This is a genomic window from Methanoculleus methanifontis (genome assembly GCF_030464365.1).
GTDB classification, from domain to species: Archaea; Halobacteriota; Methanomicrobia; order Methanomicrobiales; family Methanoculleaceae; genus Methanoculleus; species Methanoculleus methanifontis.
This window is the reverse complement of sequence record NZ_VCYI01000011.1, coordinates 78,404-96,564: the sequence shown is the minus strand read 5'-3', so window position 1 is coordinate 96,564 and position 18,161 is coordinate 78,404. Positions and strand designations below refer to the sequence as shown.

The window sequence follows — 18,161 nt, the reverse complement described above, 5'->3', positions numbered from 1 at the left end:
CCGGACCATCTCTCTCGAGAGCGGACTTTCGGGCCGGAAACGGAAAGGCGCCCGGAAGGCTACCTTCGTCTTCGCTCCGTGCATACTCGGCCGCGATGTCGTACAGCCTGCCGCAGAACCCCGTCTGCCAGGGATGGCACCGTCGCGGGCGGGGAGGCCGGGGCAGGCATACTTTCGCCGCAGATAGTCGGCACGGGATCACCAGGGAGTAAGTTAACGCACAAATGTTATAAATCTTTTTTTGTAAAGTTTATTTGATTGACGTGCCGGAGGGCGGATCGCACTCCCAACCGGATTGAAGCACGTTCTCTTCCCACACCGGGACGCCGCGCACCAGCGGCCGTGCGAGGTGCCGGCGGGCGGTGGGGGGCACCTCGTACCACCTGGACTCGAGGTGCCGCTCGATCCGCTCGACCTCGGGCTCGCGGCTGCGCTCGCTGCAAACCCTGCACTTGTAGCCTTTACCGGTTCCGGCGCTTGTCATCCTCTTTCCACATGCCGGGCAGACCGGCGGGCGGATCCGGATCGCGTCGGCGAGGCGGGCAACCCCGAGTTTCTCAAGATTCAGGCTCCCTCCCTTGTAACTCCCGGCCGCGGCCACCACGTCGCCCGGGACGAGCGCCCTCACGGCGTCCCGGAACCCCTTGGTCGGTTCGTAGGCCATGCAGCGAACCTCAGCCCCGCAGTCGGTGAGGAGAAACGAGACGTGGCCGCCGGGTCCGGTGACCGCGATCTCCGCGACCGTGCCCCGCACCAGGTACGACCGCCCCTCCCGGAGCGTTGCGATCGATCCCGGTATCAGGTGAGCGTCGGTCCCCTGGTTGGTGGTGTAGACCTGTTCGCAGGCCGGCTCCTCCGAGCGGACATACGATCGCGCCTCCCGGACCCATGCCGGGCTCTCCCCCCGGATGCCGAAGAGGACGGGGTCGGGGGTGTGGGGCACCCCGACCACTACGGCGTTCTCCCGGTCGACCGTGTCCCAGGTGTGGGGGTAGGTCTCCTCCTCGGCGCGAAAGAGGCTCGCCGCATCCACCTGCCGGTGTGTCCCCCACGCCGGGCGCTTCCGGTAGGCGAGCAGTTCGTAGGTCAGGTCGAGAAGGTCGCTTGAAATCGCCGCCGTTGCGCCGATGAGCCCGCGCCGGTTCTTGTAACCCCGGTACAGGGCTCCGGCCGCCTCGAGCACCGTGACGGCCTCGTCCACGGTGCAGTAGTCCCGGAGCGCCGCGTAGTAGAAGTCCGGCGGCGGGCGGACGCTCGCCACCACCACACCGGGGTTGGTCTTTGGGTCGTCAAACTCCGCGAGTTCCTCGACGCAAACGGTGGCGAGCGTGAAGCCCGTCTCCGGATCGCCGTCGGCCTCGATGGCGATCGCCGCGTTCCCCCGGGTTTTATGGATGACGTTTGGGTTCAGCCTGACCAGGCGGGCGCCGACGATGCGCAGCCCCTCCTCCGCGAGCCGCCGTGCCAGGACCGCTCCTATATATGTGGTGCACATCCCGCCAGGCGAGTCCGTATCGTCGATCCCGATCCACATAACCCTCTAGTTTATATCTTCTCCGGGTATATCGATTCTTACGGGTTATGTCGCAGGATCGCCTCCCCCAGATGATCATCAGCATCATGCTCCTTAGCGACTTCGATGTCTCGGAGCGGTGCAACATCCGTCCGCGGAGTTTCGACCTTATCGCGAAGAAAGGCGGCAACCTCGTCATCATCAAAGTCGCCTCTCATATCGACAGCGTGAGCGCCGACATCGCCTGGGATCTCAACCTGATCGCCAGGCACCTGGAGGCCACCCCCCTCATCGTCGGGGAGCGGGCACGCGATACGGATCTCGAGCGCGGTGTCGTCTACATCCGTTACGGGCTCTTTGCCCTCAGCCCCGAGACACTCTACGACTACTTCGTGGAAGGGCTCTCGCCGATGGTCTACGCCTCCCCCGGCGGCCTCTACGTGAAGATAAAAGGCGACCTCCTGCGGGAGGTGCGGGAGCGCTCCCGGATGTCACTTGGAGACCTTGCGTCACACCTTGGGGTCTCTCGCCGGACGATCAGCAAGTACGAGGGCGGGATGGGCACCACGCTCGATGTCGCCATCAGGCTCGAGGAGTTCTTCAACGCCCCGCTCGTCGAGACGATCGATCTCATCGGTTACTGCACTCCCGAGCCCGAGAAGCCTGCCGAATCCACGTCCGGTGACGTTCTGGTCGACCTCGAACGCATGGGGATGGAGATCCACGCGATGCGGCAGGCCCCGTTCCAGGCGCTGGCACTCTTTGATAAGCACACAATCCTGACGGCGTACGGCACGTCCCAGAAGGTCGTGAAGCGCGCTTCGCTCATCGGCAACATATCGCAGATCACGAAGACGTTTGCGATGTGCGTTGTCACCGATTACAAAAAGCAGAAAAAGATCGGCAAAACGCTTCTTATCGGAGAAGAGCATCTCCACTCCCTCGAAGATGGCTCGGAACTCATAGATATGATAAACGAGTGAAAAACTATATATAGAACCACAAACCTACCTTTCTATCGCTTAACAACGGTGATACCTATGTCAAGTCTTGGAGGACAACCAATCCTGATTCTAAAAGAGGGTAGCCAGCGTACCCGCGGTCGTGACGCACAGTCGGGCAATATCGCAGCCGCAAAAGCCGTGGCAAGCGCTGTAAGGACAACGCTTGGACCCAAAGGCATGGACAAGATGCTCGTCGACACCATCGGCGACGTCGTCATCACAAACGACGGTGTGACCATCTTGAAAGAGATGGATATCGAGCACCCCGCCGCGAAGATGATGGTCGAGATCGCTAAGACCCAGGACGACGAGGTCGGCGACGGTACCACGACCGCCGTGGTGATCGCGGGCGAACTCCTGAAGCGTGCCGAGGATCTCCTCGAGCAGGACGTGCACCCCACGGTCATCGCCCACGGCTACCGCATGGCCGCCGAGAAGGCGCAGGACATCCTCGATGAGATCGCCGTCGACGTCAAGCCCGACGATATGGTGATGCTCAGGAAGATTGCCGACACCGCCATGACCGGCAAGGGCGCTGAGGCTGCAAAGGAGAAACTCACCGAGCTCGTCGTCAAGGCGATCACGATGGTCGCCGATGCCGACGGCAACGTCGACACCGAGTTCGTGAAGGTCGAGAAGAAGGTCGGCGGGTCCACCGATGACTCAGAGATCATCGAGGGCATGATCATCGACAAGGAGCGCGTGCACCCGGCAATGCCCCGTGCCGTCAAGGACGCGAAGATCCTGCTCCTGAACGCCGCCGTCGAGTTCAAGAAGACCGAGGTCGACGCCGAGATCAGCATCACGAGCCCCGACCAGCTCCAGATGTTCCTCGATGAAGAGGAACGGATGATCAAGGGCATCGTCGACAAGATCGTTTCCAGCGGTGCAAACGTCCTCTTCTGCCAGAAGGGCATCGATGACATCGCCCAGCACTACCTTGCGAAGGCCGGCATCTTTGCCATCCGCCGTGTCAAGAAGAGCGACATGGAGAAACTCGCCCGCGCTACCGGTGCGCCAGTCGTCAGTTCCATCGACGCCATCGCCCCTGAGGAACTCGGTAAGGCAGGCACCGTCGAGGAGAGGAAGGTCTCCGGCGAAGAGATGACCTTCGTCACCGAGTGCGAGAACCCCAAGGCCGTCTCGATCGTCATCCGCGGCGGCACCGAACACGTCGTCGACGAACTCGACCGCGCCATCGAGGACGCGCTCCGGGTCGTCAGTGTTGCCGTCGAGGACAAGAAGTTCGTCGCCGGCGGCGGTGCGCCCGAGATCGAGCTCTCCCTCCGGCTCCGCGAGTACGCGGCAACCGTCGGCGGCCGCGCCCAGCTCGCCATTGAGGCGTTCGCAAACGCGCTCGAGATCATCCCGAGGACGCTTGCCGAGAACGCGGGTCTCGACCCGATCGACATGCTCGTTGCGCTGCGCGCCTCCCACGAGAAGGGCGGGGCGAACGCGAAGTACATGGGCCTTGACGTCTTCAACGCCGTCTCCGGCGACATGCTCGAAACCGGCGTCGTCGAGCCCCTACGGGTGAAGACCCAGGCAATCGCAAGCGCCGCCGAGGCCGCAGTCATGATCCTCCGGATCGACGACGTCATTGCTGCATCCAAGTCCGGTGGCCCCTCTCCTGAGGAGATGGCTGCCATGGGCGGCGGCATGGGCGGCATGGGCGGCATGGGTGGCATGGGCATGCCCCCGATGTAAGATCACCGTACCGTCCCACGATACGTCCGGGGCCGCGATCCGGCCCCAGCATTCTCTTTTTCTGTTTCCCACCGGTTTAGGTTGCAACTCGCACCTCCCGGTGCTTGAGATCTGTTCCTCTGGAGGTCTATCGGCTTTCAATCCATGCACCGCGGACTGCAGCGCGACACTCCTTCCCCGCCGGAATTTCACGGCAAAATGATCAGTTCTGATTCTCTCTTCCGCGTCAAAATCGTTCAGACTATATAGTTGCAGATATACCCCTCTTTGAGGAATAGAAACCTGCCCCCCGGAGGTATCGCATGAGGAGCGGAGTGTATACGTAAATGACGGCGAAGAGTCCCGTGCGGCCGTCGCTTCCGCTCATGCTCTATCTTTTGCTTGCAATTCTACTCGCGACGTTCCCTGTTGTCTGCCTCCTCTCGTTCGTTGATTCAGCGGCGGTCAGACAGGAACTGGAGGCGAATGCCGAAGCGTCCCGGAACCAGACCGAGTCCGGCATCGTCCTCGCGGTGAACCTGGTGGACGCGGGGTTGAAACTCTTCGACAGGACATTGAGCCGGGAGATGGAGGAAGGGTTCGCCCTGTTTATCGCCGAGTACGAGCGAGCGGGAAGGGATCCGGGAGAGATGGATCTCTTGCGGGTCAAGGAGGAACTCGGGGGCAGGATGGACCTCTATATCATCGATGAAGACGGCGTCATCGTCTATACCACCCACCCTCCCGATCTTGGCCTTGACTTCAGGCAGATGCCGGACTTTTACGGTCGGATCACGGACATCCGGCTCGGCGGCGCGTTTGCTGCCGACAGGGTCGTCTCCGGGATCCCGTCCGGGGAACTCCGGAAGTACGCCTACATGCCCTCCCCGGATCACCGCTACCTCTTCGAACTCGGCCTTGCGGATTCTGAGTTCCGGGAGTACCGCACGGCGCTGAAGTACCGGGAAGCCGTCAGGGAACTTGTGGACGAAAACCCGGACGTTGCCGAGATCCGGATCTTCGACTGCCTGGGGGAGATGTTCGTCGGCGAGGCGCATCCCGATGACGGCCGGCGGCTGGAGATCGTCCGCAAGGCTTACCGGGAGAAGGGCATGATCGAGGTGGAGAACGCCACTGCCGTCGAACTGACGCGCTACGTCTTCGTCGATATGGCGGACCTCGGTTACGCATCGGACATGAGCCTGGTCGTCGAACTGACCTATACCGTGAGGAGGGCGGAGGCGGAACTCGCCGGGATGCTCGGCCGGCACGCGACCGTCCTGCTCATTGCGTTCTTCTGCATCGGCTGTTTTTCTGCCCTCGCTGCGCACCACCTGACGCGGCCGATCCGTGTCCTCGTCGAGGACGTCGATGCCATCGCCCGCGGCGATCTGGAGCGCCCCATACGGGTGAGCGGGGATGCGGAGTTCGTACACCTTGCAAAGAGCGTCTCGGCTATGGTTGGATCCTTAAAGGAGACTATCCAGAAGATCCGGAAGTCGGAGGAGGAGATCGTCCGGCACAGCCATGTTCTCGAAGAACAGGTTCGGGAACGGACGGCCGCCCTTGAGGAGTCCAGCCGGATGGCGACCCTCTACCTGGACATCATGGGGCACGACATCAACAACGCGAACAATGTCGCAAACCTCTATGCCGACCTTCTCCACGCCGAACTCAAGGGAGAGCCCGAGGCCGAACTGCTCGGGAAGGCGAGAAAAGGGCTGACGAAGAGCATTGAGATCGTCAAGAACGTCAACACCATCCAGCGGGTTCAGGGAGGTGCGCCCTCGCTCTGCCCTATTGACCTTGACACCGTTATCAGGGCCGAGATCGAGCGTTCTTCCGCCCCGGTAACCCACGCAGGCACCACGGCCACCGTCCTCGCGGACGACCTCCTCTCCGAGGTTTTTGCGAACCTCATCGGCAACGCGGCGAAGCACGGTGGCCCGGCGGTTGAGATCGCCGTCCGGGTCGAAGACAGCGGGGAGGAGATACTGGTCTCGGTCGAGGATACCGGTCCGGGCATCCCGGACGCGGTAAAGGTCCGGCTCTTCGAACGGCTGGTTCGGGGAACCCACGGCACGGCGGGGACGGGGCTTGGTCTCTACATCTCCCGGATGCTCCTCGAACGCTACGGCGGGAAGATATGGGCGGACGACCGGGTGGAGGGCCGCCCGGAGTGCGGCACCGCCATCCGGTTTACGCTCCGCAAGGCCGGAGAGGAGGGTGACCCGTGACGGCGGCCGGAGGGAGGAAATCGCTTCGATTCAGCACGCACCTGGTGCTCGTCATGATCCTGATCACGCTCCCGGTGATCGGGCTGATCTCGGTCATGGACTACCGTCAGGTCGAGGAAGCCCTGATCGCCGAGGAGGTTCGGTTCCGGGAACAGACGGAGAGGAGCGTCATCCAATCGATACACATTGTGGATGCGGGCCTGAACCTCTTCGACTGCACGCTCGACCACCGGATGCAGGAGGCGTTCATCCCGGTGCTGGCCGAGTACGAGCGGGCGGGAGGGGATCCCGGGGAGATGGATCTCGCCCGCATCAAAGAGCAACTCGGGGAGGAGATGGATGTCTATGTCATCAATGCATCGGGCGTCATCGAGTACACGACCTATATCCCGGATCTTGGCCTTGATTTCCGCGAGATCCCGCCGTTCTATAACCAAATCACGGAGATCCGGCTCGATGACGCTTTCGTGGCCGATCGGATCGTGGCGGAGCCGGCGAGCGGGCGGTTGCGGAAGTACGCCTACATGCCCGCTCCGGATCATCGCTACCTCTTCGAACTCGGGTTCATCTGCAGTTCCGTCGAAGCCGACCGGTTTGATCTGGAATACCGGGCTCTTAAAGACAACCTGATGCAGTTGAACCCCGCTCTGGAAGATATCCGGGTCTTCGACTGTTACGGGAGACCTGTCAACACGACCGAGTCGGAGAGCCCGGCAGATCCCGCCGCCATCGATTTCGTTGCCCGGGCGGTATATGAGGAGAAACGGGACCGGACAATAACGGATCCGACCGCTGGACGGATCGTCCGGTACATCCTTGTCGACCTCTCCACGTCGGACTGCCCCTCGGATACGAGCCGGGTCGTCGAACTGACCTACAATACCGCCCTTCTCGACGCCCGGCTCACACAGATGCTTTTCACTCACGCTCTCTTCGCGCTCTTCGCAAGTCTCGCTGCCTGCTGCATCGCGGTTCCGGTCGCGCGGCAGATCACCCGCCCGGTACGGGAGCTCGTCGACGATGTCAACACCATAGCCCGGGGGGATCTCGATCACTCTATCCGGGTATCCGCGGGAGCGGAGTTCACCCGTCTCGAGGAGAGCATCGGTGCCATGGTCGACGCTCTTAAGGAGAACATCCGGCGCCTCCGCGCTTCGGAGGAGACGGCACGGGGTTACAGCACCCGGCTTGAAGACCTGGTCCGGGAACGGACCGCCGACCTCGAGGAGTCGAACCGGGCGGCAACCCTTTTTCTGGACATCATGGTCCACGACATCAACAACGCAAACACCGTCGCTATCGGGTATACCCGGTTCCTCGTCGATGCGCTCGAAGGGGAACGGCGGGAGATGGCCGAGAAGATGCTCTCCCGGCTCGAACAGAGTTCCGCGATCATCGGGTGCGTCGCCACCCTCCGGGAAGCCCTGGAGAGCGGGAACGCGTTGACGCGGGTGGATCTCGACCGGGTGATCCGCACGGAGATGGCGAACCATCCCGCGATCCGGATCCGGTATGAGGGGTGCCCGGTTGCAGTCCTCGCCGACGACCTGCTCTCCGAAGTCTTTGCGAACCTCATCGGCAACGCGGCGAAGTTCGGCGGGCCCGCGGTCGAGATCGCCGTCCGGGTCGAAGAGCGCGGGAAGGAGATACTGGTCTCGGTCGAGGATACCGGGCCGGGTATCCCCGATGCGGTGAAGAGCGAACTCTTCCGCCGTTTCCAGAAGGGGAGCGGATCGCTTGCCGGCCTGGGTCTCGGCCTCTATATCTGCCGGATGCTTATTACGCGCTACGGCGGGAGGATATGGGCGGACGACCGGGTGGAGGGCCGCCCGGAGGAAGGGACGGCCGTCCGGTTTACTCTCTGGAAGGCGCAGAAAGAGTAGCGTTCGTTCGCAGCCTGCCCCCCTCTCCTGACCATTCTGCTCCGCCCGAAGGTTCTACCCCGATCGCGAAAGGTTTAGTGGAGGGGATGTCTACTGGTTACCGCTCCGATGCACCCTCTGCACGGCTGAGACCTATGAAGAGCGATCGCATACCCAACCCGAGAGACTGGCCGTTTGTATCTCTCCTTATCGTAGCTATCCTTCTCATCGTCATCACCACCATCGGCCTCCTCGCGGTCCACGACTACATCCTGGCGGAAGAGAGGATGACCTCGGATCTCGGGACACTGCAGGACGTCACCGAAAAGAGCGTCAGAGAATCGATCGTGGATGTGGATACCGGCCTCAAGCTCTTTGACGATTCCCTCAACCTGCGGTTGCAGAGGGGGTTTTTGCTCTTTCTTGAGGAGTATGAGCGGGCGGGAGGGGATCCGTCGCAGATGAACCTCCCGGCGCTCAAAGACGAGCTCGGGGGAGATATGGATCTGTATATCATCAACTCATCGGGGGTTATCGAGTACACCACCTATCCTCCCGATCGAGGCCTCGATTTCAGGAACGTCCCGGGTTTTTATGACGAGCTCACCCGGATGCGTCTTGGAGACGAGTTCTCCCCCGACCGCGTGGTGTACGAGCCCGCAACCGGGCAGGTCCGGAAGTATGCGTATATGCCCACGCCGGATCACCGCTACCTTCTCGAACTCGGGCTCGCGCCGGATGCGTTCATGGAGGAGCGGAACCGTCTGCGCTCGCAGGAGAGCACGCAGGAGTTCGTTGCCATGAACCCGTATCTCGATTCGATCCGCGTATACGATATCTTCGGCAACCCCGTCGAGGCGGGCGGCGATCCCGCCGATGCCCGAACACGGGCTCTCATCACCGGGACGATCATCCCCGGCAGAACTGATTACGCGGTGCAGGATGAGCACGGAAGGCGGATCCAGTATCTCTTCATCGACCTGAAAGACCCGGATTACCCGTCCGACCCGAGCGTCGTCGTCGAACTGACCTATGATACGGGACTCATACAGAGCCAGCTCGACCAGTTGCTCTACTCCCGCGCCGTCGTTGCAATCCTTGCAATCGTTCTCTCGAGCGCGGTCATCTTCCTTGTAGCGCGCCGCCTCACGCGCCCCCTCGAGGAGATCATCGATGACGTCGACGTTATCGCGCAGGGAAACCTCGACCACACCGTCCGGCTCTCGGCAACACGCGAGGTGATGAAACTCGAGCGGAGCATCAACACGATGGTCGCGAACCTCAAAGATGCCATAAGCCGCCTCCGGGATTCGGAGGAGACGATCCGTGAGTACAGCGGGCGCCTGGAAGAGCAGGTCGAGGCGCGCACGGTGGAACTGCAGGAGTCGACCGAGCGGGCGAACCTTTACCTGGACATCATGACGCACGATATCAAAAATACCATCAGCACCGCCACACTCTATACCGACCTCCTCACGGAAGAACTCGAGGGCGAGCAGCGGAATTATACTGAAAAGGTGCAGAAAAGCCTCAAAAAGAGTGTCGAGATCATCAGAAACGTCAACACCATCAGGCAGATCCGGGAAGAGGCTGCCGTCCTCGGCCCGGTTGCTCTCGATCCCGTTATCCGGGCGGAGATCGAGCACTTTCCCGATGTGCGGATCACCTACGCGGGGACAACCGCCCGGGTGCTCGCCGACGATCTCCTCTCCGAGGTCTTCACGAACCTCATCGGCAACGCGGTGAAGTTCGGCGGGCCCGCGGTCGAGATCGCCATCCGGGTCGAGGAGCACGGCGGAGACGTGTTGGTCTCGGTCGAGGACACCGGGCCGGGTATCCCCGACGAGAAGAAACCATACCTCTTCACCCGTTTCGGCGCCGGGGAAGGCGAAAAGAGCGGTCTGGGGCTCGGCCTCTATATCTGCCGGATGCTTATTACGCGCTACGGCGGGAGGATATGGGCGGACGACCGGGTGGAAGGGCGGCCGGAAGAGGGGGCGGCCGTCCGGTTCACCCTCCGCAAAGCCGCCTGACCTTACTCGACGATCTCCTGCACCCGCCCGACCTGCCCGTCGCGGAGCCGGACCTTGATCCCGTGGGGATGAAACGATGAGTTCGTCAGGATCTCGGCGACGACGCCCCGGGTGCGCTTCCCCGTCCGCTGGTCGCGTTTGAGCACGATATCCACCGTCATCCCGGGTTTGATGGCGGCCCTGTTCCGTCCGTTCATGACAAAAATTGAGGGGCGATCACTCTTCCCCATCGCCTTCTTCCGCTTTGTCCCCGTTCTGCCCGGGGACGGCGGTCTTCATCTGCGGGAAGAGGAGGACCTCCTTGATCGAGTCCTTGCCGGTGAGGAGCATCACCAGCCGGTCGATCCCGATCCCGACGCCGCCCGTCGGAGGCATCCCGTAGCCGAGCGCGTTGATGAAGTCGTAGTCGATCATCTGCGCCTCGAGGTCGCCCTTCCGGCGTTTCGCGTCCTGCTGTTCGAGCCGGGCTTTCTGGTCGAGGGGGTCGTTTAACTCCGAGAAGCCGTTCGCCATCTCCATCCCGGCGATGAAGAGCTCGAACCGCTCCGTCAGCCCTTCTTTTGAGCGGTGCTTCTTTGCGAGCGGCGAGTTCTCGATCGGGAAGTCGTAGATGAATGTCGGCTGGATGAGGTGCTTCTCGCCGAAGTGCTCGAAGAAGAGCACCAGGTACTCGCCCCGGGTCGCGGCGCTCTCGCAGCCCTCGACGCAGTGCTCGAGGCCGAAGGCGTGGAGTTCTTCGAGGCTCATGGCCGGGAAGTCAATCCCGGCGTACTCCCGCACCGCCTCCTCCATCGTGAGGCGGCGCCAGGGCCGGGAGAAGTCGAGATCGTGCCCGGCAAACGAGCAGGTGGTCGTCCCGAGCACCCGCTCCGCGAGATGCCCGAGGATCTCCTCGGTGAGGTTCATCATGTCGTTGTAGTCGTGGTAGGCTTCGTAGACCTCCACCATCGTGAACTCAGGGTTGTGGTTGGTGTCGATATCTTCGTTCCTGAAGTTCTTCGCGATCTCGAAGACCTTATCGAACCCGCCGACGACCAGACGCTTGAGGTAGAGTTCCGGCGCGATCCGGAGGTAGAGTTTCTGGTCGAGGGCGTTGTGGTGGGTGGTGAACGGCCGGGCGTTCGCACCGCCGTAGATCGGCTGCAGGGTGGGCGTCTCGAACTCCAGGTAGTCGCGCTCGAAGAGGAACTGCCGCAGGAGGGAGATGATCCTGCTCCGCGCCCGGAAGGTCTCGCGGCTCTCCTCGTTCATGATCAGGTCGAGGTAACGCTGCCGGTAGCGAGTCTCGACGTTCTTGAGCCCGTGGAACTTCTCGGGGAGCGGGCAGACCGATTTCGTGAGGAGCTCGAACCGGTCGACCCAGATCGTGATCTCGCCCATCTTCGTCCGGAAGACGTGGCCGACGACGCCGATGATGTCGCCGGCGTCGACGTACTGCTTGAAGAGGTCGAACTGCTCCTCCCCGAGGTCGTTCTTGCGCAGATACAGCTGGATCCTGCCGGTCGAGTCCCCGACGTCCGCGAAGATCGTCTTGCCGTGCTGGCGGACGACGTAGACCCGCCCCGCGGTGCTGACCTCCTCCTCGCTCTTATCGTGCTCGATCGTGGAGAACCGCTCCTTGATCTCCTCGACGGTATCCCTGCGGTCGAAGGTGTAGGGGTAGACCGTCACCCCGCGCTCGCGCAGTTCCTGTAACTTATCGATCTTTGCCGTGTCAAAACAGGTGTGATCCATATCGCTCATTGTGTAAATCGCTCCATTCTTCCTGCAGCCCGGAACCCGGCCGGAAATCCGGGTCAGGCGCCGCTCCGGCGAGACCGGGCGGTGAAGTCGCCGGGAAATTCTATATAGTGTTCATCTCTGGGGGTATTAAATTGGCGACGCTCCGTGAGGAGCGGAGCCCGAGCACCGCAGGTGCGAGTGGTCGACTGGCCGAAGGGTGCGACTGCCGGAACGGCAGGAGCTTGAGAAGACGCGGAAGCGTCTTCGAGCAGGAGCCGAAGCACCGTAAGGCGCGAGTGGCGACGAACGACGGGCGGGGGTGGAGTGCGATGCTCCGCAGGAGCGGAGCAAGAGCACCAGAGGTGCGACTACGAGCGGCCGGAGTTTGAGCACCATCTGGTGGGAGGAGCGTAGTGCGACTGGCCGCAGGGCCAGATCCGTGCAGGAGAGACAGCGCGCCCAGGAGCAGCAGCGCAAGGGAGAGAATGGCGATCTGCTTCACGTAATTGCTCCCGCCGGTTGCAGGTACGGCTTGCGCCTGCCTTCCCGCTTTTTGGTTCATTTTGCTTCCCTCCTATGGTGGTTTCATGATCGTTCCGACAACCTGCATTTTCCCGGATCGCCCTCCCCTACGCTTTCACATCACCCTGTTCCATGAGAGAGGGGAGAGGGGCGCCGGTTCTGCTTCGGTCACTCCCATTCAGTCACATCCCCGTATGAGGGATAGAGGTAGAAGATCGTCTTATCGTCATAGGCCATCATCACCCTCTCGTTGTGATGATCGACGACCACAAACAGGCCCATGTATGGATTTACCGCCTGGTGATAGTCCTCCTCTTCAGGGAAGGGGTCCGATGTCCATGGGTGTCCCCTCCAGATCGTGGCGCTGCAGCGCCCTCTGCCGGTCTGCCTCTCCCGTTCGTCCACTTCGATGAAGAACGATAGTGACAGTTCGTCGCTCCGGAACTCCACATCGATGTGCTCCCGGTTCGGGTCCTCCTCCTCAAAGCCCGTCCGGATCGAAGTGATCTTCCAGCCCCCCTCAAGCAGAATCCCGGCCCGCGGGTCGGCAAGGACGATCTCGATCACCTCTGTCGCGTTGACATCGAACGTTCTCACCGGGATCTCGGAAGTATTGATCGGGATTAAGATGTTCCCCCGCTCGTAGTGAAGGATCGGGGTCGACGCGGCAGTTTTCGTGGTGTTCGTCTCCGGAAAGTCGATGCAACCGGCCCCGAACGCCAGAAGCAGCAGCACAAGGGAGAGAATGAAGACCTGCTTCATCCTGACACCTCCACCCTTTCATACCACTCTCTCCCGTATGAGGGGTAGAGGTAGAAGATCGTCGTATCGTTGTAGACCATCGTCACCCGATCGTTGTGGTGATCGAAGACATAGGTGTGGTAGAATGTCCGGTTCTGGTGGTAGTCTTCAGGATAGGGGCCTGCAAACGGCCCCCCAAGCCAGCGTGGGACGTTGCAGCGTCCCCAGCCGGTCTGCCCCTCCTGTTCGTCCACTTCAATGAAGAACGACGGTGACGGCTCGTCGCTTCGGAACTCTACGTCGACATGCGTCCTCAAGTCGTAATCAAAGCCTGTCCGGACCGAGGCGATCTTCCACCCGCCCTCAAGCAGAGCCCCGGCCCGCTGGTCGGCAAGAACGATCTCGATCACCTCCGTGACGTTGACATCAAACCTTCTCACCGGGATCTCGGAAGTGTTGATCGGGATCGAGACATCCCCCTGCTCGTAGTGGAGGACCGGGGCGGGGGTGACGTTCTCCGTTGCATTCATCTCCGGGGAGCCGATGCATCCGGCCCCGAACGCCAGGAGCAGCAGCGCAAGGGAGAGAATGAAGATTCGCTTCATCCTGACGCCTCCACGCTTTCATACCACTCTCTCCCGTATGAGGGGTAGAGATAGATGATTGTCGCGCCCCTCTGTCCATTCCGGAACATTACAATGCCCCCAGATGGCGCGTGTCGCCTGTTTTCCCTACGGTTTCGTACCACTGTGTCCCGTACGATGGGTAGAGGTAGATGATCGTCGTTCCATTATAGACCATTGCCACCCTGTCGTTGTGGTGATCGTAAACATACCACCAGTTTGTGCCATCTCTCACCGCCTCGTCTTTGTGGTAGTCCTCGGGACGTGGACCTGCAAACGGCCCCCCGCGCCAGCGTGGGACGTTGCAGAAACCTCTTCCCGTGTGCCCCTCCTGTTCGTCCACTTCAATGAAGAACGACGGTGACTGTTCATCGCCCCGGAACTCAACGTCGACATACGTCCTGGCCGGGTCGACCGAGTAGACCCCCTCAAAGTTCGTCCTGATTGAAGCGATCTTCCACCCGTTTTCAAGCAGGGCCCCGGCTCGCTGGTCGGCGAGGAGGATCTCGATCACCTCTGTTGCGTTGGCGTCGAAACCCCTCACCGGAATCTCGGAGACGTTGATGGGGATCGAGACATCCCCTCGCTCGTAGTGGAGGACCGGGGGAGAGGTAACGTTTTCCGTTGTGTTCGTCTCCGGGGAGTCGGTACACCCGGCCCCGAACGCCAGGAGCAGCAGCACAAGGGAAAGGAGAGGTATGGCTTGCGTCTGCCGGTAACATAGCCCGAAGCAGGGGGGGCGCCTTCCTGTATTTCTGTCCATCTTGTTTTCCTCCTACGGTAGTTTTATCCGCAGTTCTTCTGATCGCGTTTTCCTACGCTTTTATGCCGTTCTGCCCGTATGAGATGGTTGGGGTGCGCCGGTTTCGCTTCGATCAGGATCCCATACATTCGCATCCCCGTATGACGGGTAGAGGTAGAAGATCGTCGTTTCGTTGTAGACCATCACTATCCGCTCGTTCTGACAATCAACGACAGAGAACCGGTCCGTGAGCGGTGGTCTCGACTGGTAGTAGTCTTCAGGCCGGGGCCCTTTGGAATCGGGCCAGGGGCGTCCCCCCCAGACCATGGGGCTACAGCGCCCCCTCGTGGCACGTTCCTCCCGTTCGTCCACTTCGATGAAGAACGACAGCGAAAGTTCATCGTTCCTGAACTCTGCGTCGATGTGCTCCCGGTTCGGGTCCTCCTCTTCAAAGCCCGTCCGGATCGAGGTGATGTTCCACCCGCCCTCAAGCAGAATCCCGGCCCGCTGGTCGGCGAGGACGATCTCGATCACCTCTGTTGCGTTGACATCGAACGTTCTCACCGGGATCTCGGAGACGTTGATGGGGATCGAGGTGTTTCCCTGCTCGTAGTGGAGGACCGGTGCGGGGGTGGCGTTTTCCGGTGTGCTGGTACACCCGGCCCCGAGCGCCAGGAGCAGCAGCACAACAAGGAGAACGGGTTTCTGTCTCATCCGGCTCTCTCCACGGGTATGGAGTCGTGCCCGTGAGGGGTTCTGGCCGGTCTCCGCCCGCCGGTAGTACCCGAACCGGACGGGGACGGCTGCCGGAGGCTGTACGTCATGATTGAGACTCGGCGTTCCTCTATAAACGATTTCTGTGTCACGCGTCTACACGTTGAGACTGCCGGGTAGAATCCTTACCTGAAATCTACCGTAACAGGCTGGGAATTGAGACCGCGCCGGCATGGTAGTGTGTCACAGTTCCGGTTCGTTCCCCGGCTTGTATGACGGCTCTCCGGCCTGGTGGTGCCGTGCTCGATCACATCCCTGCCGCTCACGTACAGGACGCGAGCGATCTTGCGCCCCGGAGCGAGGAACTCCGGAGCATAAGTTCCTCCAGTGCAGCGGTGTGATCGGGGAGAACGGCCGGCCCATAGACCCCGTAGTAAACGATGAAATAATCGTCGTGTTCCGGGGATAGCGGCTTTTCAACGACGCCGAAGTAGCCGGACGATGTTTCGCTCTCGTATTTCGTCACGGTGATGGGGCTAACGATCGGTGCGTCCGGCGATCTACCCGTTTCTCCCGGGAGGATCAACCCGGCGGAGGCAACGTTCCCGGACGACCGAAGGTAACTGCAGAGGTTCCCTTCCGCCCGCGCGAGATCTGCGTCATCATCGAAGTACCAGTTGACGACCAGATACCGGTCGCCCGACCCGGTGTCGAGATACACAGCGTGGCTGCAGTACGGGGAGAGATCCGGAAACGGGGGTGGGCATCCTTCTTCGATATCGCCTGACAAGACGATATCCCCCTCGATTGTTCTGTTCACGACGACCGACCCGTTTTCCGCATACCCATACCCGGGCCGGGGGATATACCATTTTTGCAGGGCCCCGGGGGGAGGATGCCCGGGACCGATCGTGAGAAGATCGAGGAGCAAAAGGGCGCCGAAAGCACCGACGGCTATTAGGAGGAGAACGAGTGCGACCCTGCTGGTTCTATCATTTTGAAGGAACCTCATGCAGATCATCCGTCCGTCGTTCGGGGCGCCAACCGGGGATGGGGGGGTCCCGCGCATATCGGGATACCGGTTCCGGTATCCACGCTGGAGAGCTCAACGTTCTTCTATATCCCTTTTCTGTGACAATCATCTACACGTTGAGCCCGTGCCGTATTTTTTTCCCGAAAGACCGGCCTCTATATGCACGAAAACAGTGCCGCGCCGTCTGGTGAGATCCGTAGCCGAACGACCGCCACCCCCTCCCCCCTCCTCGCAGGCCGGTCTGTCGCGGGCAAGAAAAAGTCCGGCCCCAAATCAAAATGCATAAGAAGGTTATACGAGTTATCCTCAATAGTGTGGGCATGGTAGAGGATGCGGGGAGAGAGGCGGCGATAGAGAACCTTGCCGCCGTCATCGGCGAATGCCGGAAATGCCCCCTCTGGAAGGATACCCACCACGCGGTGCCGGGAGAAGGGAACCCCCGGGCCGATCTCATGTTCATCGGCGAAGCGCCGGGAAAACAGGAAGACCTTACCGGGAAACCGTTTGTCGGCCGGGCGGGAAAACTCCTCGAAGGCCTCCTTTCCGGGATCGATCTGACCCGTGACGACGTCTTTATCGCAAACATCGTCAAGCATCGGCCGCCCGGGAACCGCGACCCGCGCGAGGAGGAGATCCGGGCCTGCACCCCGTATCTTGAGGAGCAGATCCGGATCATCAGGCCGAAGGTGATCGTGATGCTGGGCCGGCACTCGAGCAGGTATATCCTCTCGTTCCTGCCGGTCGAGTTCAACCGGATCACGGAGATCCAGGGTACTGTCTACCCCGGCCTCCTCTTCGACCACCCGGTCCGCCTCATCCCCACCCTCCACCCTGCCGCCGCGCTCTACAACCCACGATACCGGGAGGCCCTGGAAGAGGATTTCGGGATAATCGGGCGTGAACTCGCGGCGGCCGGGGATTTCACGACACAGGATTGAAGAAAATTATGGCAAAAGAGCGATCATGCGGGGCGGTTGTCGTCCGGCGGGATGCGGATCTCCAGTATCTCATCCTGCAGTATGGGGCCGGTCACTGGGATCTGGTGAAGGGACACGGCATACGCGGCGAGAGCGAGGAAGAGACGGTGCTTCGCGAACTTGAGGAGGAGACCGGGATCACCCGCGCGGAGTTCGTTCCCGGGTTCCGCGAGGAGGTTCACTACTTCTTCCAGCGTCAGGCACATACGGTCTACAAGGAGGTCGTCTACTACCTGATCGAGACGCCGGAGGAGGAGGTGACGATCTCGGACGAGCATATCGACTACCGGTGGCTCTCCTACAACGAGGCGCTGCAGACGATCACCTTCGGGAACTCAAGACGGGTCGTCGAGGGGGCGCACGAGCACCTGAAGGTGCGCCGGAACCCGGAGAGCGCGTGAGCCCGCCTATCGCTACGTTTTTCGTGCCTCCGGGAGTTCGCTCACCTCTTTCCCGAGGAAGTAACTCACGACCGTCCTGATCGTGACGACCGACCCGAGGATGATCAGGTCCTGGAACGTCGGTTCGAGGATGGTCTTGATAACGTCTGCGGCAACGAAGAACTCCAGACCGATCAGGATGCGCGTCGTGAAGACCCATCGGATGTCGCGGTAACTCAGCTTTCGGATGCGCATCTCGCGCGCCAGGAGTTCGGCGATCGCGATCGTCGCCCCGTAGACGATGAAGAGCGCTCCGAACACCCCAAGAACCATCCCGGTGATCCCAACAAATGTCTCGAGCACTATATGCCC

At 61.3% G+C, this 18,161-nt stretch carries 16 protein-coding genes; 7 read left to right on the top strand and 9 right to left on the bottom strand.

The window, feature by feature from the left end; all coding sequences use genetic code 11:
- Positions 1-250: 250 nt before the first annotated feature.
- Entirely contained in the window at positions 251-1,534 is a 1,284-nt protein-coding gene (locus tag FGW20_RS09290; RefSeq protein WP_301677809.1) for a tRNA(Ile)(2)-agmatinylcytidine synthase, read from the bottom strand.
- Positions 1,535-1,581: 47 nt separating this feature from the next.
- Between FGW20_RS09290 and FGW20_RS09285 the strand changes: the two genes are divergently transcribed.
- The 5 genes from FGW20_RS09285 to FGW20_RS09265 all read left to right on the top strand — a co-directional run bounded on the left by FGW20_RS09285 (position 1,582) and on the right by FGW20_RS09265 (position 10,335).
- A complete protein-coding gene (locus FGW20_RS09285; protein ID WP_301677808.1) occupies positions 1,582-2,496 on the top strand; it encodes a transcriptional regulator in 915 nt (304 codons plus the stop codon).
- Between the two features lie 57 nt (positions 2,497-2,553).
- Positions 2,554-4,224: a thermosome subunit alpha gene (gene thsA / locus FGW20_RS09280; RefSeq protein WP_301677807.1), complete on the top strand. Its 1,671-nt coding sequence runs from the start codon at positions 2,554-2,556 to the stop codon at positions 4,222-4,224.
- 326 nt (positions 4,225-4,550) lie between these two features.
- Complete coding sequence (locus tag FGW20_RS09275) at positions 4,551-6,440, top strand: sensor histidine kinase (protein ID WP_301677806.1); 1,890 nt, start codon at positions 4,551-4,553, stop codon at positions 6,438-6,440.
- Positions 6,437-8,323: a sensor histidine kinase gene (locus tag FGW20_RS09270; protein WP_301677805.1), complete on the top strand. Its 1,887-nt coding sequence runs from the start codon at positions 6,437-6,439 to the stop codon at positions 8,321-8,323. The genes FGW20_RS09275 and FGW20_RS09270 overlap by 4 nt, the downstream gene beginning before the upstream one ends.
- Before the next feature lie 134 nt (positions 8,324-8,457).
- The gene (locus tag FGW20_RS09265; RefSeq protein ID WP_301677804.1) at positions 8,458-10,335 is read left to right on the top strand and encodes a HAMP domain-containing sensor histidine kinase; all 1,878 of its coding nucleotides are present in this window, start codon (positions 8,458-8,460) and stop codon (positions 10,333-10,335) included.
- Positions 10,336-10,337: 2 nt separating this feature from the next.
- Here the strand turns inward: FGW20_RS09265 and FGW20_RS09260 are convergent, their stop codons facing one another.
- From FGW20_RS09260 to FGW20_RS09230, 7 genes are all read right to left on the bottom strand, one after another.
- Entirely contained in the window at positions 10,338-10,532 is a 195-nt protein-coding gene (locus FGW20_RS09260) for a YwbE family protein (protein ID WP_048063861.1), read from the bottom strand.
- Between the two features lie 19 nt (positions 10,533-10,551).
- Positions 10,552-12,078, bottom strand: coding sequence for a lysine--tRNA ligase (lysS, locus tag FGW20_RS09255; protein WP_301677803.1), 1,527 nt, complete (start codon positions 12,076-12,078; stop codon positions 10,552-10,554).
- 669 nt (positions 12,079-12,747) lie between these two features.
- Positions 12,748-13,341 (bottom strand): hypothetical protein, encoded by a 594-nt coding sequence (locus FGW20_RS09250; RefSeq protein ID WP_011845171.1) that lies wholly within the window; start codon positions 13,339-13,341, stop codon positions 12,748-12,750.
- The gene (locus tag FGW20_RS09245) at positions 13,338-13,925 is read right to left on the bottom strand and encodes a hypothetical protein (protein WP_011845170.1); all 588 of its coding nucleotides are present in this window, start codon (positions 13,923-13,925) and stop codon (positions 13,338-13,340) included. Before FGW20_RS09245 ends, FGW20_RS09250 begins: the two co-directional genes overlap by 4 nt.
- A gap of 88 nt (positions 13,926-14,013) precedes the next feature.
- Positions 14,014-14,706 (bottom strand): hypothetical protein, encoded by a 693-nt coding sequence (locus FGW20_RS09240; RefSeq protein ID WP_301677802.1) that lies wholly within the window; start codon positions 14,704-14,706, stop codon positions 14,014-14,016.
- Between the two features lie 60 nt (positions 14,707-14,766).
- Positions 14,767-15,399 (bottom strand): hypothetical protein, encoded by a 633-nt coding sequence (locus FGW20_RS09235; protein ID WP_301677801.1) that lies wholly within the window; start codon positions 15,397-15,399, stop codon positions 14,767-14,769.
- A 322-nt stretch (positions 15,400-15,721) separates the two neighbouring features.
- A complete protein-coding gene (locus tag FGW20_RS09230; protein WP_301677800.1) occupies positions 15,722-16,411 on the bottom strand; it encodes a hypothetical protein in 690 nt (229 codons plus the stop codon).
- Between the two features lie 341 nt (positions 16,412-16,752).
- Here FGW20_RS09230 and udg point away from each other — a divergent pair, with 341 nt between their 5' ends.
- A complete protein-coding gene (gene udg, locus FGW20_RS09225) occupies positions 16,753-17,370 on the top strand; it encodes a type-4 uracil-DNA glycosylase (protein WP_301677799.1) in 618 nt (205 codons plus the stop codon).
- Between the two features lie 8 nt (positions 17,371-17,378).
- Positions 17,379-17,810 carry a bis(5'-nucleosyl)-tetraphosphatase gene (locus FGW20_RS09220; protein WP_301677798.1) on the top strand — a complete coding sequence of 144 codons (432 nt, stop codon included), beginning with the start codon at positions 17,379-17,381 and terminating at the stop codon, positions 17,808-17,810.
- Between the two features lie 12 nt (positions 17,811-17,822).
- On the opposite strand, the gene FGW20_RS09215 is transcribed toward FGW20_RS09220, so the two are convergent.
- Positions 17,823-18,152, bottom strand: a complete 330-nt coding sequence (locus FGW20_RS09215) for a DUF1622 domain-containing protein (RefSeq protein ID WP_301677797.1) — start codon at positions 18,150-18,152, stop codon at positions 17,823-17,825.
- Positions 18,153-18,161 lie beyond the last annotated feature (9 nt).